Raw genomic sequence first — 21,966 nt, forward strand, 5'->3', positions numbered from 1 at the left:
TGGTTGATGATTAATTAGCAGCAATTTACAAACCCTTCTTTGTTCATTACAAAGAAACCCGGCTTTCCCTGTTTTTCAATTTGACTAACTTTGCAGACAAGACGGCAGCCATGAAGCATTGGCCCGTCAATTGCTCATTCTTTAAAAACAAGACGATGATTTTTGTAACCGATAAGGCAAAAAAAAAAGTGGCGAACCTGATGCAGCAGGCAAATGTAACCGGCGACAATTCCTATTTCTTAAGGGTAAGTGTGGTTGGCGGCGGCTGCAGCGGCCTCAGCTACAAGCTCGATTTTGATAACGAATCAAAACCTAACGACCAGGTATTTGAAGATAACGGGGTAAAAGTGGTAACGGATATGAAAAGTTTTCTATACCTCTATAACACCACGTTGGATTTCAGCGATGGCCTCAATGGTAAAGGCTTTCACTTCAATAACCCTAACGCCAGCCGGACCTGTGGCTGCGGTGAGAGTTTTGCAGTTTAATCGCCATTAATACTTCGAAAGAAAAAACATTCAAAATAAAAGCCCCTCTTTTGGAGGGGCTTTTCAGCAGTTGGTTTCGGGTCTTTATTGTTTAATAAAGCTTTTTGTGGAAAGCCCGTTCTTTCCTGAGATCCTGAGATAATACATTCCCGCTTGCAAGTGAGATATATTGACTTCGTTATTGAATTGTATGGTTTGGATGCGTTGCAACACCTGACCGGATATATTGACAAGTTCAATTTCAGAAATGCTGCTTGGCTCGGCAAAGCTGACAATAATTTTTTCTGAAGCCGGGTTGGGGCTGATCCTGATCTGCCGCTCACGGCCAAACCAAACCCTCACCACCTTTGATACCCGTTCTTTCCCAATTTTGTCAAAAGCCCTCAAACGATAGTAGTTCCACCCGTTGAAAGGTTGCCTGTCTTCTTCCGCATATGCAGCCGTAAACAGGATTACCTTGGCCGGCACTACTTTCAGAGTCTCAAAACGGAGACCGTCTCTGCTTCTTTCCAAAATGAATTCATCCTGTTCGTCATTGTTGCTTACCATCCAATCAATAGCGACATCAGTTTTGCGTGCCGTGGCACTAAACCCTGAAAGATCAAGTGGAAGAAGATTTTCAAGGAAATCTGTACTGGCCAAGGAGAATGGGCCAAAGATTGAAACATCGTTCCAGGTTATAGTGCCTTCAGTTGTATTTCCTGTTAGTGCGTCTGCTCCAAAAGCATCCCATTCATCTGCTACATCGTTGAAATGAGCTATTGCCAGTTCAGGCAAACTTGAAACATAGGAAACATTGCAGTTACTTCTTGCATTCCAGGAAAGAGTAACGTTTATTGAAGAACTGCCATTTGTACGATCAAGCTTCCAGTATTCACACCTGCTGACCCTGGTAAGACCTGCACTTTTCATTGCTGAGCTTACTGGACCTAATGCAGTCGCACTGCCCACAATAAACTCAGCGGTAAAGGCATCTGTAATTTGTGCAGGTGCAGAAATGCCGATCAAGCGGTATCCACCACCAGCAGGTCCTGCCAACTCTGGTTTGCCAACCGGGAAAACAAATGCACTGTTCCCGATTTTTTTCAGCGGCCCGTTTACAAACGATAAAGAATTACCTCCGGCAGGGCAGGTGGCCGTTGCACTTAGGGTTAAAAGGTTTGTAGAAGTTGTTGACACGAGTCCATTAGTTAAGGTTAGGATACCTGAGATTGTGGAGGGACCATTTAATGTTTTTTCACCTCCCCCACTAATAGCGACATTCTTATAGTCCGTTCTTGCAGAAAAAGCCTGGGCAGTCGCTCTTGAATATTCAACTGTACTTCCTGCATTCAGAATAATATTTTCAACATCAGCACGAATGGAAGTAGAAGTTATACCCGTGCCTCCGGTAAAACCATGCATATCTCCACAAACAAGCCTGGCACCGCTTTCTAATGTTACTGTTTGAGTTCCTGTTTGCCCTGTAATTGATTCATCATTTATGGTAAAGACAGCTCCGTTTTTAATCGTAAAAGATCCACCGCTGTTAAGGTTGATGTTTGCATTCGAGTTGGCAACATATGGGCTGTTAATTTCAATATTGTGATAAAAAATACTTGCTGAACCCCTGATGGTTTGATTAGTTGCCGGAGTACCTCCAAAAAATTCAATCACCCCGCCCGTTAAATTATAGGTTCCCTGAATATTAGGTTTAGTGCCAGTACCTGCTAACCTGAAACGGCCACCATCCATCGAGAGGTTGGTTGTAATATCACCAAACGTAAAGTTGAGTGTTTCCAATATTGCGTCGTCCGTGATATAAACTGTTCCTGCAGGAGAACAGCTACTGCTTAAAAACTTACTTCCGCTCCCGGAAAATGTAATATTCTTATAATCTGATCGTGCATTAAAAGTTTGATTGCCCGTTAATCCAAACTCAATGGTGCAACCTGTGTTAAGGACGGGTGTAATTCCTGGTATTGCTGCACCTGTACCAGTAAATCCTTCAACATCCCTCGTAATAAATTTTCCATCAATAACAACACTTCCTCCTGTGTTTTGAAGTATCTGACTTTCGCCTCCGTTATCAAAAGTTGCAGTTGGTCCAACTGTAAAAACCCCGCTTAAATTAAGATCGTTAATTCCATTCATAACAATGGCTCTCGTTCCGCTGATAGTTACATTTCGCAAAGAAATATTTCCAGAATGAGGAATAGTTACTGTTCCGCCTGTTGTGCCTGTAACAGTAAGGTCACTTGTATTTGTTGCGGTTAAAAAGCCAGATGTACGAACTAAAGAGGCGCCGTTTAATGTTAAAGATCCGGCGGCTCCAATATTCAAAGTTCCTGATGTTAATGTAAGTGTACCACTTACTAATCCATTTGAACCAGCCATAGTAACAGTCCCAGATGGCTTATTGATTTCTACATCTTCCAAAACTGTTGCTGCGGTCAACCCAACAATCCCTTGGTTCCCTGAGCCTGAAAAAATTAATTGACCACCAGCTGCCCACGGAGATAGATAATTAGCGCTGGAGTTATTAATCGTGATGGTTCCCTTTACGTTTAAAATCCCTGTTGCGGCGAATGCAAGACGGCCTGTTGTTCCTCCGATGGAAATATTCAAATTGTTGCAGACAGAAGCTGCATTATCAACGGTAAGCGTATGTCCGTTCTGAACAAAAACGGCTGTTGACGCAGTTGGCAATTGCCCTGGTGTTGCGGCAACCCATGATATCCCGTTATAAACATTCCATGAGTTAAAATCGCTCCAGTTGCCGGATGCGTTTTTACTTTGAAAATCGCCGGCTATCTGGGCATTGGAAATGTAAGCGCTAAAACAGAAGAATAGTGTTCCCCATACAATTTTTTTTGCCATACCTCGGTGTTTTATAGTTAGCTTCTTGCAGGTAGGTAGTGACGGCTTCTCAAAGGAAACTATTAAGATAATAGTTCATATTGTAAAAACATAGCAATTTTGAAGGGGTTTCACTGATGACTTTACAAGTGTGCGTCTTGGGCTACAACTGCTGCACTTCATTTGAAACAGGATTCGGCACGAGCTGTTTATTCCTTTATTTTTGCTGCTCTATGTGGGCCATTTGCAAAAAAGAATTCCGTCAGTTTTTCAGCAATCTTACGGGATATATCACCATCATTCTTTTTCTCTTGCTGAACGGGTTGTTCCTGTTTGTGTTTTCCAGCTTCAATATTCTTGATTACGGCTATGCCACTTTGGAAAACTTCTTCAACCTCTCTCCTTACATCTTATTGTTGTTGATCCCCGCAGTTACCATGCGCCTCTTCCCCGATGAATGGAGAGCAGGCACAATGGAAATTTTGTTTACACGTCCGTTAACCACCCGCCAGATAGTTCTTGGGAAATACATTGCATCATTGCTGGTAGTGTTAATTGCATTGCTTCCAACACTTACTTATCTCATCACCATCAATGCCATGAGTGCTGATGGAACTTCACTCGATTTAGGGGGCATCATTGGCTCATACATTGGTCTGTTGTTTTTATGCGCCGCCTTTACGGCCATTGGTATTTGTTGCAGCAGTTTTACCGGCAACCCTGTTGTTGCTTTTTTACTGAGTGCATTCTTTTGCTTTGTGTTATACAGCGGATTTACAGCTTTAAGCAAACTTGTTGGTACAGGTGTCGATTATATTGTTGAAATGCTGGGCATGGAATTTCATTACCGAAGTTTATCAAAAGGCGTGATCGATAGCCGTGATGTGATCTACTTTTTAAGTATTACCCTGTTCACCTTATTCATCACCATCCAACGCATTGGCAGGAAAAAATAAGTACTCATGATGAAAATCTTTTCCACGAAATACGGTTGGTTCATATTGTTGGCGGCTTTGGTACTCATCAACGTACTAGCATCTTCTCTTCGTTTACGTTGGGATCTTACAAGTGAACAGCGGTATTCACTATCTCCCCAAACAAAAGCATTATTAAAAAATATTGATACAACAATTACAGTTGATGTATTTCTGAAAGGTGATTTCCGTTCTTCATTCCGCAAACTCCGCAACAGTACCAACGATCTGCTGAATGAAATGAAAGAATATAGTGGTAGCCAATTGCAGATAAATTATAAGTCGGTGGATGAAATGTTTACCGATGAGGCAAAGGATTTCATGTTTGGCGAAGTGATCAACGAACTGCGGATGAATGGTGTGAATGTGGATAGCCTCAATCAAACAAAACCAAATTTCCGTGAAGAGGTGATTCAACAAATGATGAGCGACTCATTAAAGAGCCTCGGCATTTTACCTTATACATTAGAAGTTCAGGAAAAAGAAGAAGCCACAACGCAACGTGTCATTTATCCTTCGGCTCTTGTAAAAAGGGGCAATAAGGTTGTTTCAGTTGATCTTTTAAGTGGCAAAACAGAATACAGTCGTGACCCGCTCACAGGAAGTTTGGTTACCGATGAAGCAAAAAGCATCAGCAATGCAGAAGCATTACTTGAATTTAAGTTTGCTGATGCCATTGAAAAAATTCAACGCAAACAAAAACCACTCATTGGTTACTTAACAGGCAACGGACAACCAATGGGACCTGAAACATTTGATCTTGTACAGACATTAGATGCCAATTATCTCTTCCAGCTTGTTGACCCAAATAAGACCAATGTTATTCCAAAAGATTTTGCAGCTGTGATGATCGTAAAACCATCTATTGGGTTTACTGATTCAACCAAGATGAAGATCGATCAATACATTATGCAAGGCGGTAAAGTGTTGTGGTTTTTGGATATGTTACATGCGGAGAAAGATAGTCTTGCAATTGTTGCACAAACGCTGGCTTATGATCGTGGATTGAATCTTGATGACTTGCTGTTTAAATATGGTGTACGTATCAACCGTGATTTGCTGCAGGATCAACAATGCGACCTAAGTAAGCTGGTGGTTGGTAACGCAGGTGGTCAGCCGCAATTGGCAGATGTGCCTTTTAACTATTACCCGTTGCTCAATGCCACTGGCAATCATCCCATCACAAAAAATCTTGAACCGGTATTAAGCCTGTTTACCAATACGCTTGACACAGTTAAAGCAGAAGGCATCAGCAAAAACATTTTACTCACTTCCAGTGAAAATGCAAAGTTTGTAAGCACGCCTGCTATCATCAGTTTGCAAGAACTACAAACAATACAGGACGTAAATCTTTATACAAAAAGGAATTTGCCTGTTGCTGTTTTCCTCGAAGGGCAATTCAATAGTTTTTATGGCAACCGTGCATCGGCAGAAATGCGCCAGTTTTTTACAAAAGAATATGGTTCATTCAAAACAAAACCAGATGCTCCAACGCAGCAATTGGTGATTGGCGACGGCGATGTGGTGTTGAATAGTTTTACAAAGCAGGAACCTTTCCCCATGGGTTACAGCCGTGTGCAGGAACGTAGTTTTGCCAACAAAACCTTTTTACAAAACACATTGGAATATATGACGGGCAATGCCGGCATTGTGGCATTGCGTAATAAAGATGTACCATTGCGTTTGCTGAACCCGCAAAAAGTGAGCGATCAACGGTTGCAATGGCAGCTCATCAATATTGCAGTGCCTGTATTTCTGGTATTGCTGATTGGTTTTGGTTACATGCAATGGCGTAAACGGACTTACAGCATAAAAGCTTAATCAATTTTCATTTTTGAATTCATAATAATGACTCCTACTCAAATTACTTATCTCGTTTTTGGCATTGTACTGATTCTTGCAATTGTGTTCGATCTTGGTCTGCTGAGTAAAAAATCAGCGCATCTTACAACGAAGCAGGCCTTGAAGCAAACTGTTTTCTGGGTAATACTTGGTCTTGGTTTCGGTGGCTTTATGTGGTATGAAGATGGGAAGCAGGCCGCATTGGAATATGTAAGTGCCTACCTGATGGAATGGAGTTTGAGTATTGATAACATTTTTGTGTTTGTCCTCATCTTCAGTTTTTTTAAAGTAAAAGAACCCTACATACCACGTGTATTGTTAGTGGGTGTGTTGATGGCAATTGTGTTCCGTGTAATTTTTATTACCCTTGGTGTTGAACTGGTGAATCGTTTTCACTGGATACTTTACATCTTCGGCATATTCCTCGTGTACACCGGCTTTAAAATGTTCACCAGCAATCAGGAAGAAGAATATGACCCGAGAGAAAGCAAAGTGTATCTCTTCCTGAAAAGATTTTTACCTATCACTATGGAAGATGGCCAGGGTAAATATGTAATAAAACAACATGGCAAACCTGTCTATACAGCATTATTTGTTGTCGTGGTGATGCTTGCAACAACTGATATTGTTTTTGCATTGGATTCAATTCCTGCAGTAATGGGTATTGTTGATCGCAAGAGTGAACACGCTTCGCTGGTAATTTATACGTCGAATGTGTTTGCTGTGTTGGGTTTGCGTTCGCTCTTCTTCCTGTTAAGAGGCGCTGTGAGCAAATTTGATTTCCTGCAACAGGGTATTGCTATTGTTCTTGTGTTTATTGGTTTGAAAATGCTTGGAGAAGAATTGATTGGAACAGTAGTTGATAAACCTTCGCAGGTAATTATTTCCTTAGTGGTGATTGTGGCTTGTATCGGCGGTTCAATTCTTTACTCGATGCATCACAAGAAGAAAAATGCACCACCTGATTTGAAAGATTAGTTTGCAACTTATTCCTATGTCGCATTACAACATTGACCGTATTGCAGCAATTCTGCAGGCTTCTTATTTGCAAAAAGCAGATACGACAGGTCATGTTGAACATTTGCTGATCGACAGCAGGCGCATCATTCATCCGGCAACTGCTTTATTCTTTGCGTTAAAAACAACAAGAAGAGACGGGCATGATTTTATCGCCGAAACCTACAACAAAGGCGTTCGCCATTTCATTGTTCAGCAACAGGTAGATGTAAAAGTATTACCCGGTGCGAATATATTGCTGGTGCCGGACACATTAAAAGCATTGCAGCAATTAGCTGCTTATCATCGTCAACAGTTTTCCATTCCTGTCGTTGGCATAACAGGAAGCAACGGTAAAACAATTGCAAAAGAATGGCTGTATCAATTATTGAACGATCATTATAATATCATTCGCAGCCCAAAGAGTTATAACTCGCAGGTGGGTGTTCCGTTAAGTGTGTGGCAATTGCAACCGCAACATACACTGGCTATTTTTGAAGCAGGTATTTCACAGCAAGGTGAAATGGATGCACTTCAGCAAATCATTCAACCAACAATTGGCATACTCACAAACATCAGCGAAGCACATGCAGATGGTTTTTCTGATGCACAAGAAAAACTGATTGAAAAACAAAAATTATTCAAGGGCGCAAACGCTGTTATCTGCTCGCCTGAAAAATTAAACCCACTTTCGCTTCAGCAAGAACATATTTTCAGCTGGGGTGAACAGAAAGAGAATACTGTTGTGATCAGCAACATCAACAAACGGTTAGCCGAAACTATCATTCATTTTACCAACGGATCATTAAGCAATAGCATCAGTATTCCCTTTACTGACGATGCATCGATTGAAAATTCTATTACGTGTTTAACGGTTTGTCTTTATCTCCAGGTTCCTTTTGCTGCTATTAAAGAAAAATTCAATCAGTTACGTGCAGTAAGTCTTCGTCTTGAATTGAAAAGTGGTTTACACAACACAACCATCATCAACGATAGTTATAGTGCCGACCTGAGTTCACTCAGCATTGCACTGAATATGTTGCAGCAACAAGGTCAGCATACAAAACGCAGCGTTATCCTTTCCGATTTTCAATTAACAGAAGAACAGGAAGCAGAAACCTATATTTCCATTGCTGCATTATTACATCATCATCGTATCAATCGTTTAATCACTGTTGGTGAAAAAACGAAACATTTGCTTGCCCCGCTTGTAGCAGGAGATATTGAAGTGCAAAGCTTTTCATCAACCGCAGAGCTTGCCGAACAATTACCTGCACTTGGCTTTCAAAATGAAACCATCCTCATTAAAGGAGCACGTGTATTTGAACTTGACCGTATTGCACAATTGCTTGAACAGAAAACACATCAAACAGTTTTAGAGATTAACTTAAGTGCTATTGTAAGAAACATCAGGGCACACCAGCAATTACTAAAGCCATCCACAAAGATCATGGCGATGGTGAAAGCATTTTCGTATGGCAGTGGCAGTTATGAAATTGCGAATCTCTTACAGTTCATGAAAGCAGATTACCTCGCTGTTGCATTTACAGATGAAGGTGTAGCACTGCGCAAGGCCGGTATTACATTGCCCATCATGGTTATGAATCCTGAACCGGTGACGTTTGATGCCTTGATCGATCATAATCTTGAACCTGAATTATTTTCCTTTTCCATTCTTCATGCATTTGAATCATTTCTTGAAAAAGAAGGTGTCAGCGGCTATCCTGTGCATTTAAAAATTGATACGGGTATGCACCGCCTTGGCTTTATGCAAAAGGAGTTGCCTGTGCTTGCAGAAGTACTGAAGAAGAATAGGTTTACGATTCAATCAGTATTCAGTCATCTGGCAGCAAGTGAAGATCCGGCGGAAGATGAGTTTACATTACTTCAGGCAAACCGTTTTGAAGAAGCTTGTACATTTTTGCAATCAATACTCGATTATACATTCATCCGTCATTTAGATAATTCACACGGCACCATCCGTCATCCGCAACTGCAATACGATATGGTGCGGCTGGGCATTGGTATGTACGGCGTAAGTTCGGCTGCTGGTAAACTGCAATTGGAAGAAGCATTGCAATTAAAAACTACTATCGCACAAATTAAACAGCTGCAGCCTGGTGATACGGTTGGGTATAACCGTAAAGGAATCATCACCCAGCCTTCAACAATTGCTACAGTGCGCATTGGTTATGCTGATGGTTATCCACGCAATCTCAGCAACGGCAAAGGCCATATGCTGGTAAACGGCAAACCCGCTCCCGTTATCGGCACGGTTTGTATGGATATGACGATGCTTGATATTACCGGCATTGCTGATGTTCGGGAAGGGGATGAAGTGATCGTATTCGGGCCAACACTTTCAGTGGTAGAAGTTGCCAAACAAAGCCAAACCATTGCTTATGAATTGATGACGGGTATCAGTCAACGGGTGAAAAGGGTGTATTTTGAAGAATAAGTTAATGGATCAACTGCTTACCCTCAACTCCCTATCTTTGTCCACTAAATTTTAAAATTCGTGAAACTTCGTTACGTAATATTTATTATTCTCATTATTCTGTTTGCTGACCAGGGTTTAAAGATCTGGATCAAAACAACCATGGAATACCAGGATGAAAAGTTTATTCTTGGTCGCTGGTTCCGTTTGTATTTCATCGAGAATGCAGGCATGGCCTACGGTTGGAAGTTGGGCAACAGTGAATGGGCAAAAATGGCACTCACCCTTTTCCGTTTAGGTGCTGTTATTTTCGGAACCTGGTACCTCGTGAAAATTGTAAAAGAAAAATACCACAGGGGTTTTATCATTTGTGCTGCTTTGATCTATGCAGGCGCATTGGGAAACCTTATCGATAGTTTGTTCTACGGTATGATCTTCGACAAAGGCATGATCTATAATGCAGCTACTGATACATATTTTGGATATGATGGATTAGCAAAAGCAACAGGTAAAGGTTATGCCTCTTTCCTTCATGGTCATGTGGTTGATATGTTGTACTTCCCCATCATTGAAAACAAGATGATGCCAAACTGGGTTCCTGTTTGGGGTGGCAAACCATTCACATTTTTCCAGGCTATTTTTAATATTGCTGATGCTGCAATCTCAACCGGCGTTATTACGATCCTGGTTTTTCAGAAACGTTTTTTCAAGCATCACAAACCCGAAGAAACAAATACAACAGTTGAAACAAATACCGAAGTAAGTGATGATGCACAAGTGATGTGATTCATGTAAATTGTCAAAAAGAAAACAGTCGAACGATATTAAAAAGAAAGCCTCGCAGTTTGCGAGGCTTTTCTATTATTGTTTCTGGATGATCTTCTGAACAGAGCCCGATGGCGATACCACCCGCAACAGGTACGATCCTTTTGCAAGCGACTGTGGCACATTGAACGAAACTCCGTTCGCACCTTTGTTCACTGTTATCTTTTTATTTACAACCGCATGACCTAATGCATCTGTTAATTGCAATTCAACTGTTTCGTTGCGGTAAGCCGTTAACTGGAAATTGACTGTGCTGATAAACGGATTTACAAGATTCGTGATCTCGAATTTTTGCTGTGGATTTAATGTAACTGAAAGCGTATTGCTGTATTTGTTATTGCTGGTTGCAAAACTCACCATTTTTAAACGGTAATATGCTTTGCCCGATACTGCAACAGGATCGTTAAACAAATACGAAGTTTCGTTACCGTTGGTGCCCTTTGCATTTACAAAACCAATATAGCTAAAGTGTACACCATCGTTACTTCGTTCCACTTCATACCCTTTCAGGCTTTCGTCTTTTGTTTTCCAGGTAAGCAAACTTTTATCACCGTTTAATTCCACATTAAACTTCAGCAATTCGGCAGGTAACACGCTGCAACTTCCGGGGCTTGCTACGTTAATAACAACTGTTTCATCTGTATTAAACACAGCACATGAATTAGATAATCCGCTGGCAGTGGTAGCCACTCTAATACGGTAACGATGGCCGTTAGTAGCTGCTGTTGCAAGTAATGAAGGATAAGCTACTGTGTCTCTATAACCATTACCCATATTTGTATAGCTGAACGTTTGTGCACCAAGTACATCAGGAGCAGGTCCCCAGGTGTTACCGCCATCGGTGCTTCGTTCCCATTCATAATACTGATACATATCATAATACGATTCTACAAATACCCTCATATCAACCTGGTCGTTCTGACAAAATGTTTGATTGGCGTTAGGTGTAAGTTGCATACTTGGTGAGCAGGTTTTGAACGAGATATCATCGATAGCCCAATCGTTACCACCACCGCCAGGTGCGTTATTACGCAACGTTAACGTAAAGTTGGTGGTAGTTGCATCTGTTTTATAAACAAAGGCACGCTTAACCCAACGGTTAGCAGTATCAGCTGTTGTTGACATGCGAGCTACACCTGCACTATAATATTGAATATCGCCAGTATTGTAATAATCAAGATTGTTTACTTTAATGGCAATATTTGGTTTTACACCAGAGGTGTCGAACGTTCCGGTAGGGTCGTAAGAGCTACCGCTCCATTGGCCTTGACCTTCTGCATCCTGTCCGCATTTATAGCATACATTTTTAAACCATGCTGAAACTTCGTAGAAAGTATTAGGACAGGCATTGGCCACATTAAACTGGAAAGCGGTATCAGTTTTGTAAGCAGCATTAAACACCATCATATATCCACAGGGGTTTGTGGGACTTACAGGTTGTGATGCATCACATGGCGGATTGCCTCTTGCTTCATCTACCGCACCTGTATGATCTCCACTGATATCCCATACACCAAATACCCGACTTGTATTTGCTGTTGGTATTGGCAAAAGCCTGTCTGTAACAGTTCCTGTTGATGCTGTATTATTTGTTATACCATAAAAGTTATCGTTTGGTGTACCTGATGTAAATGTTCTGTACACATAATTTGTATTTGCTGAAGCTGTCCTGTTTTGCTGATTGGTTCCTGTTGCGGTACCAAAAGTTCCATTAAACTCATCACCAATTACGTTTGTTGCAGAAACTGCATTCGGACATACATCAGGACTTGCATACACGATCATACTATCCCTCGGGAAAGTAATTACTCTGAACACACCCGAGCTTGATTCTCTATAACGGAAAGAACCTCCTCCAAAATTTATTCTTGTTCCCTCAACCCTGTTCACAATAACACGGTAGGTAGCCATAATAAGATAGTTACCTGCTGCTGTTCTTGGTTGCGATGAAGTTGCCACGGCACTACCTCCACGTGCAGCTGTAGCGCCCGTTCCAAAATTGATGCGGATAATAGTATCGGTACCTGCTCCACTACCTGCTGCAAAACCTGCATCATCACCCACCGCATCAGTATAAGCAGAACCTCCTATCGGAAAAATTTTCCCTTCATTTGTACGCATAGCAACGGTTCCGGCCTGATAGGCAAATCCTGCACCTGCTTTTAATGTATCCTGGAACGATAAACTGTCGATGGTGGCAGTACCCGTTAATGAAAGTGTGGCTCTAATTTCAAGTACATCGCCCACGTCAATACTACCGCCACCATTTTGCTTGGTAATGTTGACATAGCTTTTCGCAGTTTCAATGGCATAGTTACTTGAGGGATCTCGTACACACAATGTAAAGGTCCAAGCACTTGTTGGTGTAGTTGTTTGGTTTGAAAAAATACGGATATAATATGTTTGGCCGATAGTTAAACCTGAAGTTGCTAAATTATTGTCTGTACCAAAAGCAGTACTATAGTCAATACAATATAAACTTGTAAAACTACCGCAACTTCCGGAAAGCACTTGAACTGATGCTCTGTTTGATCCATTTCTAGGAATACCACCATTATTAAATACTACTGTAGGGTTGGTTGATTGTGCAACAAAGCTATACCACACGTCTGCAGCGTTTGTTACTCCACAAACCCCGCCAAATAAAGAAGCAGATGTCGTTGATCCATTTAATGTCCCTGAAACAGCGTTACAAGTAGTACTGCTTGTCAACTGTATCGCATTTGCACAGGCATCATTTCCACCACTTTGCTGTACACATATATTAAATGCATAAGCAGCTGAAGAAATTCCGATTGGATTACCCGATACAAATACTCTTATGTAATATGTAGTGCCAATGGTAAGCGAACTAACTGTAAGCGGTGTGCTTGCTGCACTGCAACCTAACGATGTGAGCGTGCCACCGCACAAGCCCGTAGAACTGCTGAACATTTGCACATACGTTCCGGCACCTGTAAGAGAGCTACCCAAACTACTGAGCGTTACAATTTGTGAAGTTGCTGTCGCCACATATCTGAACCAAACTTCATAAACTGTTCCACTAACACTGCAACCGGCAGGAATTGTACCTGTGCTGCTTGTTGCATAAAACAAAGTTGAAGATGTATTGGTACATGCTGTCGAAGATGTTAATAAAGTAGAACCACTACAATCATCATTTGCCGGTGGTGCAACAGGGTGAGTAATACAAATATCAGCCCTGTAATTTCCTGTTCCTCCAAAAGCACCATACTGCGATATTCTTATATAATACGTTACCCCAACTGTTAATCCTGTTTGTGTTAAAGAAGTATGAGGAGACGAAGAGCAAGCTACAGATGTTAATGAGCCACAAGTACCACTATACAATTGAATTCTTGGTGCTGTGATCCTTGTTCCGATGTTACTTAATGTAATTGTATGCGTAGTAGATACAGCTGTAAATGAATACCAATAATCGTTATATGTACCTGCTGCAGCACATCCTAAAGGAATGCCGGAACTTTCTGTGGCACTACTTAAATTAATGTTTGTGTTATTACAGCCTGTTGAAGAAGTAAGTGTAACTGCAGTTGAACATTCATTTTGCGCAAATGTTTCAACAAAAGGAACGCAAAGAAGTGAACAGAATAAAATAATCAGTCTAATAGTCTTTGGGTACTTTGACGGTTTCATAGTGATTGGTTCTTAGGATAATGGTATACCATTACAAAAATGGTTGATTTATATTATCCCACCTATAGCAAAACCTCCTATTAATACCGTAAAAACACGTAAAATTTTACCCTGCGAACATAGTTCGCAGGGTAAAAACATCACAATTAAGATTTTTTTGAATTGAATTTAACTGGTTAACCAGTTGAGTTAGAGAGAATTTCAGTTCGAAATTATTGCTGAATAAAGCGAGATGGCTCTTTAACTAGGAGATCGTATGTTAATTCTTTTGAATGACCTTATTAACTACTGCATTTTTTGAAACGATCCTTAATAAATAAGAGCCGGCCTGCAGATTCGATGGAACATCAAGCATAATTGCATTGCTGCCTTTATTAATATTGAGTTTTTTATTAAGAATCGAACGACCAGTTCCATCCATGAATTGTATATTAACCTGCTCACTCTGATAGGAAGTAACCTGGAAAGATAATTTTGAGCTGATCGGGTTAACGATATTATTCACTTCAAATAACTTTTGTTGACCGGGCTGTACAAAAAGCACATTGCTGAATTTTGAACCACCTTCCGTTGCAGTCATACGAAGACGATAATAAACCTTTCCGTAAACAGGTGTCATGTCTGTAAACAGGTACTGCATTTCCTCTGTCGTTGCTCCTTTTACCGCAACTTTTCCAATGGAAACAAAATTAATACCATCACTACTTCTTTCAATTATATAATCAGTGAGGTTCAGTTCCTGTTTTGCCTTCCATGTTAGGTAAGAAAGATTATCTTTTAACTGAACATTAAACTGCAGTATTTCCACGGGCAACACTGCGCAGGTGGGCTCAACATTAATTGTAATGATATCAACATCGTTATACAATGCACACACACCTGAAGTGAGATTAGTAGTTGTTGTGCCTACACGGATTCGATATTTGTATCCATCATAACCCGTTCCGGCAACAAAGGAAGGTAAAGCCGCAGTATCTCTGTATTCACCGCTATAGTTGGTAAAGTTGAAATTCTGCTGTCCGGGCATTTCCGGTGCCGATATCCATGTAGTACCCCCATCTGTACTGCGTTCCCATTGGTAATAATCATAGTTATTGAAAAACGTTGAAACTGCTACAGAAATATCCACTTGATTATTGTTACAATAAGTAGGCGAGTTTGTAGGGCGCATGGTTAACGATGGCAAACAGGTTGCAAATGAAATATCATCCATCACCCAATCGTTACCGCCACCACCAGGTGCATTGTTTTTAATAGAGATGGTTAAAGATGTTTGACCAGGTGCTGTAAGAAATACAAAACCCTTCTTTACCCATTCTCCATAATTACCAATATAATCCATATCGCCTGATGTGTAATAATCAATCCCATCAATCATAAATGTTAGATTGGGTTTAACGCCGGAAGAATCACCGGGTGCTGTTGGTATGTAAGCAGCATTTACTGTTACACCTGAAGCACCTCTTCCCAAACTATCACTACCACAACGTTTACAAACATTCCTGAACCATGCAGAAAACTCATAGTATGTATTCTCACATAAACCGGTAATGGTTTGGTTATTGGCTATACTTAACTGATAAGCTGCATTAACCGCAAGCATATAACCGGCTGCCACTCCACTGGCCGGTGCCGGATTTCCTGCAATAGGATCAGCTGCACCAGTATGATCGCCAATAATATCCCATACACCAAACACCCTGTCAACTACCGGTGATTGAGGTCGAACTGTATAAAGATTTGTGCTCTGGCTTGGACTTAAATTTTTCACCACACTGTAACTACCATCGTTTGGTGCACCTGTGGTAATAGCTAAATATGTGTAACCGGGCACAGTTCCCGGGTTGGGTGCGTTGTGCGATGTACCCGATCCAAAATCACCATTACCCGCACTTACATTGTTTGCACCAGTAGCATTACTACACAAACCATAGTTGGGGTAAATAATAAAAGATAAACTGTTGGGATTATTTATATAATCAACAGCTCCAGTTGCAGAAAGTTGATTACGATAACGTACTGCACCAGGACCATAACTGATAATGGTATTGTATGAAGTGGCAACATCAACCGTTACACGATAAGTTACAATCACAAGCATGCCGTTTCCACGGGGAGCATGGGTACCCGAATTGGTGTACCCTCCGCCAGTACTATCTATACCTGTATTACTTACAGATCCTCGTGGCATATCGGAGGTATCTCTTCCTAAATTAAAACGAATAGTTTTGTTGGCACTGTTATACATGGCAGCATCATCGCCTGCAGCATCTGTATATGCTGCATATTGCTTTCCTTCATTCGTTAATAGTTTCAATGAACCCGGAACATATGTAAGATTCGATGGAATTGTATCATTGAATCTTGACCTGTAAATCCTGTTTGTGCCCGCATTCGCTACATTTACCGATACACGGATTTCCAACACATCACCAGGAACAACTGTTCCACCTCCCGGTCTTGTAATATTAATAAAACTTTTTCCTGTTGAAACGTTTGCAGGTGTTGGAGGAACGGGTGTGGTAACACAAATATTAAAGCCCCCGTTTGAAGTTATTGCCGTTGCCCCCGTTGAATATACACGCACATAATACACATTGCCAGCAGTTAAAGCTGCCGACACACTGGTACCAGTTGCGCAGGCAATAGAAGTTAAACTCCCGCATGTACCTGATAATATTTCAAGTGTTGTATTACCAGTAAGACTTGTTCCCAAACTACTTAACGTTACCGTTGTTAAAGGACCACTAATAGCGGTGAAACTATACCACACATCATCATCGGCTGTACCGCCACAGGTGGCAGCAACACCGGAATTCGTTGCGCTTGTAAGATACCCTGCTGTATTTGAACAGCTTGTTGCTGCATTTAATGTTGTAGCTGTTGAACATTCATCATTTGACGGCGGCGGCACAGGGTGCGTAAGGCAAAATGAATAATCCCATTTGTTTGTAGGGTTTGATCCTGTGGGCGATGTTACAGTATAAATTCGCAAATAATAGGTTACACCAACGGTTAAACCGGTAACTGTCCTTGCAACAGATGCATCACCGCAGGATAAACTTGAGAAACTACCGCAACCTGATCCACTTAATATCTCACTAAACATCGTTGATGAAGAAACGGCGCTCCCATAGCCACTTGGATCAAACGCTATCGTTGTAATTGTAGACTGTGCCTGAAAAGTAAACCACATGTCATATGTAGTAGAAGCTGTTGCTCCCCCACACGCACCTATTGGAGAGGCATTTGTTGCGTTCCTTATATTATATGATGTATAAGAACAGGAAGTAGATGAGCTGATTGGAATTGCCCCACTACAATTATCGTTTGCAGGTTGTGCAAATGCAATAAAGGGAATTGTTATTAATACGAATAATAACAGATAGCTATAACCGATCTTAAGGTACGTTGACATTGCTTACGGATTCTTGACAAAGGATAATGGAAAACCTGTACAAAAATATCATTTAAAAAGAAGTAAACAAGAGTAAAAAGCACGCATCATTAACGTATTATCACTGCTTTGACTTGCTAAATACATTACTACTTTACTATTCACTAATTGTTTTTATTTAATTACCTCTAAGGGTTATTAAATTTGACTGCTTGCTATTGTACTGATTTTAGTTTTCAAATTTATGTGCATCTTACATACGAGACTTATTGCATGCAGGATGTTGAATACCGATAAGGTTATGTGCTATGCTAAACAATGCTGCATTTGCATTTCATATTTTAGAAATTATATGCAGCCATTAAAACTAAAACTTTTAAACCCTTACTTTGACCCTATTCCAGTATTTTCCGCAATTAATAAAGGGAAACTTCTATAGGTGAGTAAGTACAGTCATCCTACTTTTACAAAATCCAAACAATCCTTGTAAAATCATGAAACGTATCCTGTTCATTGCAGTATTATTTGTTTTTGCTTTCTATTCCTTTGCACAAGCACCAGATGCGTGCAATACTCCCTTAAACTTAACTCCTCAAACAACTTGCGGAGCAACAGGCAGTCAAACACTTCAAAATTCTACAGCCACCGGCAGCCCAATTAATGCTGCGGGTACAACCAAAGATGTATGGTACACTTTCACTACACCCAGCGGAATTACAAGTGTAACAATTACACTTTCAAGTCCAGGTAATAGCATTGACGATAATTCTTATATAGAAGCATTTTCAAATGGTTCTTGTGGTTCAGGAACATTTAGCGGAACTTCTCTTGGCACTTCGGCCGTAACAACAGGAACAGGAACGAGTCTTTCTCTAAGTGGACTTTCGGCTTCTACACTCTATCATTTCAGAGTATTCACAACTGCTGCTAATACAACTACTGGAGGAGCGGGCAATTGGCAGTATAGTATCTGTGTTTCTTATGCACCCCCACTTGCAAACGATCTCTGTTCTACAGCAACCAACATCACACCTGTAACCACATGTGGAGCTACAGCCAATCAAACTTTATTGAACGCAACCACTACCGGTAGCCCAACAAACGGCGCAGGTACAACAAGAGATGTGTGGTACACATTTACAACTCCTGCCAACATCAGGAATGTTCAAATTGCAACGTCTAATCTTGGAGGCAATCTTACAACATCAAATACATACATTGAAGCATTCACCGCTTCAAGTTGTGCAGCAGGTGTATTCACCGGAACATCCATTGCTACAACAGCAAGTGGAACTTCAACTCTTTCGTTAACCAATCTTACTCCATCAACACAATATTATTTCAGAGTTTTTACAACCGCTTCTGCAACGGGCGGTACAACTACCGATTGGGGCTTCAGCATTTGCGTTTCATATACAGCTGTACCTTCCAACGATGATTGTGCGGGTGCACTTACGCTTACTCCCGGTACTACCAACTCAACAGGTAGTGTATTAAATGCAACGGCCAGCGGAACTACCATTGGTTGCGCAACGGGCACTCCTGATGATGATATTTGGTATAAATTCACCACTACCTCAACACAAACTTTTGCAACCATTACGGTAACAGCAGGTGCCACTTTAAGTGCAAACGGAGCCATGATACAGGTTTATTCCGGCGCATGTGGCAGCTTAACCAGCATTGCCTGCGGACAAAATGAAGTGACGATAAGCAGCGGGTTATCAGTATCAACACAATACTATATACGAGTATATTCTTCTTCTGCCTATTCAACTACTCCTGCTTCAGGGTCAGTAGCAAACAATGTAAGTATTCTAGTATCAGCACCACTTACAACCACAAACATTACTGCAGGTAAAATGAATGAAGTTTACAGGCAAACAATATTATCTGCTGCAAATGTGTTGGCCGATCCATGGGAAATAACTTATGGCCCTGATAATTATTTATGGGTAACTGAAGCAAAAGGATATAAGCTGAACAGAATAAACCCGGTTACGGGAGCCAAGCAAGTTGTGCTCGATATTTCGCAAAACAGCACATTCTTTTCTTCACCGGCAGACCAGGCATTTAACTGCCAATTTAATAATGGCACCGGTGCACAAGGTGGATTTGCCGGCATGGCATTGCATCCTAAATTTTTAGATGCAAGCTCACCGCAGAACTACGTTTATATTTCATACGTACACAGTAATCCATCAACAGCCGTATTTGTAAACCGTATTGTACGTTTCTTTTATAATACTTCTACCAATAAACTGGAATCACCTGTTTCAATTTGCGATACCATTCCCGGAAGCCAGGATCATAATTCGCAACGAATGATCATTACACCAATGACACAAGGCGGAAGCGATTATTATTTATTCTATGCAGCTGGTGATATGGGTGCGGGTCAACAATACCCCACACTTAACATCACAAGGCCAATGAAAGCGCAAGTAATTAATGCTTATGAGGGGAAAATTTTACGGTTTGCTTTATCTGATACGTGTTCAGGAACCGGTAATCAAAAATGGATACCGGATAGCAATCCTTACAATAACGTTGCCCCGATTGTTGGAAAGAGTGCTGTATGGAATATTGGTATGCGAAACAATCAAGGGTTTGCCTATAATCCTGCATTAAATATTCTTTATGGTTCTTCGCACGGACCTTACAGTGATGATGAAATAAATATTATTGAAGGATTCAAGAACTACGGTCATCCTTTAGTAATTGGCTATGTAGCTGATGGCAACTATAACGGCAACGTAAATACGGGAACAAGTACTAGTATTTCGGCAGGTGTTCCCTGGAGTTATGGTGCTGCGACAACAGCCAGCTCCACCACTCCACCAATTGGTAATGAAACAACTCGTATGAATGAGATCAATGCGAATGCAAGTTTATATGGTGCATACAAAGATCCTCTGTTTTCAGCTTACCCAGGACCAGCATCTGGAACAGGATCAGTAGCTGCAATCTGGGGTGCAACTTCAACACCAAGTAATGCAACCTGGCACTCAGAAGGATGGTCTGGTTTAGATATTTACACACACACATTAATTCCCGGATGGAAAAACTCTTTACTTGCTGCCGGATTAAAATGGGGACGAACCATTCGATTAAAGCTAAATGATGCCGGCACAGCAGTTGTTCCAGTTGCAGGAGCTGATACCGTTACTTATTTTCAAAGTACAAACCGATACAGGGACATTGCCTTTGCACCAAACGGAAAAGAAATTTTTCTTGCAATGGATCGTTCAAATGCTGCCTCTGCTGCAACAGTTGGAAGTCCGCCAGCTACGGTTGGCAGTTGCCTTGGTTGTGTGATCAAATATGAGTTCCTTGGTTACAATCCAACAGGTACTTCACCATTTCCGAGTACAATACCAACAAGTATCCCTATTGATTCAAGTACAAATGCAGGATGTGTTACTGCCACCGCAATAACCATCAATGCTGAAAATGGAAATAACAATTTATGGGTGCCAATAACAGGACCAAATGGAAATATTATTGCAGAAATTGATGCTAATAATAATAATCTCGGCAACATTACCACTTCCTTCTTCACCAGAACAGGAAACCCGGTAAGAACAGGATTTGGAAATAAATACTTAAACCGTAACGTAACTATTAACGTAGAGAATAATCCTCCTGCCACACCTGTTTCCGTACGATTATACCTTACAGCTCAGGAACTCGCCGATATGGTAGCTACATCTGGTAGCGGTGTTACAGGTATTGCCGATCTTTCTGTTTTCAAAAACAACGACCCCTGTGGCACAACAATGGCTTCAACTGCATTGGGACAAACTGTTACAGGAAGATATGTCCAATCAACCTATGGACATGCTATTCAGTTTGATGTTACTTCATTCTCGAGTTTCTACTTTATGTCTTCTTCATCAACTCTTCCGTTTGATCTTTTCAGCTTTACCGGAAAAGCAGTTGCTGATAATTCAAGACTTGAATGGGTAGTGAATAATGAAGTAGATGTGATTTCTTATACTGTTGAACGCAGTCTTGATAATAACACGTTCGAAAAAATTGGGACTGTTGATGCTAAAAACATACCCGCAACAAATCTTACCTACAACTTCATTGACTATAACGCAGGTAAATTGGCAAATAAAGTTTACTATCGTGTACATTCAAATGAAAACAACGGGACTAAGAAATACACGAACATTATTGATGTAAGCTTTGGTGCATTACAAAATGTATATGTGAATGTGTTCCCGAATCCTGTTGCAGAAAAAACAACGGTTACGATCAATGCCATTGCTGACGAATCGGCACAATTAAATGTGATCGATAATACAGGACGTACGATCCAGACTATTGAAGTTAACCTTGTAAAAGGTAAAAACATTGTTCAGCTTGATCTGGGTACTTATAAAGCCGGTGTTTACTATCTTGATATTAATGGCAAAGCAATTAATGAAAAAGTGAAAATCATCAAACAATAAACAACTGTTAAAACAAAACCCTTGCTGAACTACGGCAGGGGTTTTGCCGTTA

General features: G+C 40.9%; 10 protein-coding genes. 7 read left to right on the plus strand and 3 right to left on the minus strand.

All coding sequences use genetic code 11. The annotated features are described in order from the left end of the window. Nucleotides 1-155 precede the first annotated feature (155 nt). Nucleotides 156-488, plus strand: a complete 333-nt coding sequence (locus VK159_RS17260; RefSeq protein ID WP_324231415.1) for an iron-sulfur cluster assembly accessory protein — start codon at nucleotides 156-158, stop codon at nucleotides 486-488. Between the two features lie 84 nt (nucleotides 489-572). On the opposite strand, the gene VK159_RS17265 is transcribed toward VK159_RS17260, so the two are convergent. After that, a complete protein-coding gene (locus VK159_RS17265) occupies nucleotides 573-3,347 on the minus strand; it encodes a T9SS type A sorting domain-containing protein (protein ID WP_324231416.1) in 2,775 nt (924 codons plus the stop codon). Nucleotides 3,348-3,559: 212 nt separating this feature from the next. Between VK159_RS17265 and gldF the strand changes: the two genes are divergently transcribed. From gldF to VK159_RS17290, 5 genes are read left to right on the plus strand one after another with little or no spacing between them, the layout of a single operon-like run. Further along, nucleotides 3,560-4,282 (plus strand): gliding motility-associated ABC transporter permease subunit GldF, encoded by a 723-nt coding sequence (gene gldF, locus VK159_RS17270; protein ID WP_324231417.1) that lies wholly within the window; start codon nucleotides 3,560-3,562, stop codon nucleotides 4,280-4,282. Between the two features lie 6 nt (nucleotides 4,283-4,288). Continuing rightward, nucleotides 4,289-6,121, plus strand: a complete 1,833-nt coding sequence (gene gldG / locus VK159_RS17275; protein ID WP_324231418.1) for a gliding motility-associated ABC transporter substrate-binding protein GldG — start codon at nucleotides 4,289-4,291, stop codon at nucleotides 6,119-6,121. A 27-nt stretch (nucleotides 6,122-6,148) separates the two neighbouring features. Continuing rightward, a complete protein-coding gene (locus VK159_RS17280) occupies nucleotides 6,149-7,120 on the plus strand; it encodes a TerC/Alx family metal homeostasis membrane protein (RefSeq protein WP_324231419.1) in 972 nt (323 codons plus the stop codon). 16 nt (nucleotides 7,121-7,136) lie between these two features. Next, nucleotides 7,137-9,596 carry a bifunctional UDP-N-acetylmuramoyl-tripeptide:D-alanyl-D-alanine ligase/alanine racemase gene (locus tag VK159_RS17285; protein ID WP_324231420.1) on the plus strand — a complete coding sequence of 820 codons (2,460 nt, stop codon included), beginning with the start codon at nucleotides 7,137-7,139 and terminating at the stop codon, nucleotides 9,594-9,596. A 60-nt stretch (nucleotides 9,597-9,656) separates the two neighbouring features. After that, nucleotides 9,657-10,361 carry a lipoprotein signal peptidase gene (locus VK159_RS17290; RefSeq protein ID WP_324231421.1) on the plus strand — a complete coding sequence of 235 codons (705 nt, stop codon included), beginning with the start codon at nucleotides 9,657-9,659 and terminating at the stop codon, nucleotides 10,359-10,361. Nucleotides 10,362-10,436: 75 nt separating this feature from the next. Here VK159_RS17290 and VK159_RS17295 read toward each other — a convergent pair whose 3' ends face one another. Beyond that, entirely contained in the window at nucleotides 10,437-14,057 is a 3,621-nt protein-coding gene (locus VK159_RS17295) for a T9SS type A sorting domain-containing protein (protein WP_324231422.1), read from the minus strand. Between the two features lie 259 nt (nucleotides 14,058-14,316). After that, complete coding sequence (locus VK159_RS17300) at nucleotides 14,317-17,475, minus strand: hypothetical protein (RefSeq protein WP_324231423.1); 3,159 nt, start codon at nucleotides 17,473-17,475, stop codon at nucleotides 14,317-14,319. Nucleotides 17,476-17,948: 473 nt separating this feature from the next. Between VK159_RS17300 and VK159_RS17305 the strand changes: the two genes are divergently transcribed. Continuing rightward, a complete protein-coding gene (locus VK159_RS17305) occupies nucleotides 17,949-21,914 on the plus strand; it encodes a PQQ-dependent sugar dehydrogenase (protein WP_324231424.1) in 3,966 nt (1,321 codons plus the stop codon). Nucleotides 21,915-21,966 lie beyond the last annotated feature (52 nt).

The sequence above is a fragment of the Lacibacter sp. genome (assembly GCF_035299325.1).
Taxonomy (GTDB): domain Bacteria; phylum Bacteroidota; class Bacteroidia; order Chitinophagales; family Chitinophagaceae; genus Lacibacter.

Bases quoted from the DNA above. Each gene is read 5' to 3' on its own strand.
- gldF (WP_324231417.1), top strand. From the start codon at position 3,560: ATGTGGGCCATTTGCAAAAAAGAATTCCGTCAGTTTTTCAGCAATCTT.
- VK159_RS17285 (WP_324231420.1), top strand. From the start codon at position 7,137: ATGTCGCATTACAACATTGACCGTATTGCAGCAATTCTGCAGGCTTCT.
- VK159_RS17295 (WP_324231422.1), bottom strand. From the start codon at position 14,057: ATGAAACCGTCAAAGTACCCAAAGACTATTAGACTGATTATTTTATTC.
- VK159_RS17280 (WP_324231419.1), top strand. From the start codon at position 6,149: ATGACTCCTACTCAAATTACTTATCTCGTTTTTGGCATTGTACTGATT.
- VK159_RS17260 (WP_324231415.1), top strand. From the start codon at position 156: ATGATTTTTGTAACCGATAAGGCAAAAAAAAAAGTGGCGAACCTGATG.
- VK159_RS17305 (WP_324231424.1), top strand. From the start codon at position 17,949: ATGAAACGTATCCTGTTCATTGCAGTATTATTTGTTTTTGCTTTCTAT.
- VK159_RS17265 (WP_324231416.1), bottom strand. From the start codon at position 3,347: ATGGCAAAAAAAATTGTATGGGGAACACTATTCTTCTGTTTTAGCGCT.
- VK159_RS17300 (WP_324231423.1), bottom strand. From the start codon at position 17,475: ATGTCAACGTACCTTAAGATCGGTTATAGCTATCTGTTATTATTCGTA.
- gldG (WP_324231418.1), top strand. From the start codon at position 4,289: ATGATGAAAATCTTTTCCACGAAATACGGTTGGTTCATATTGTTGGCG.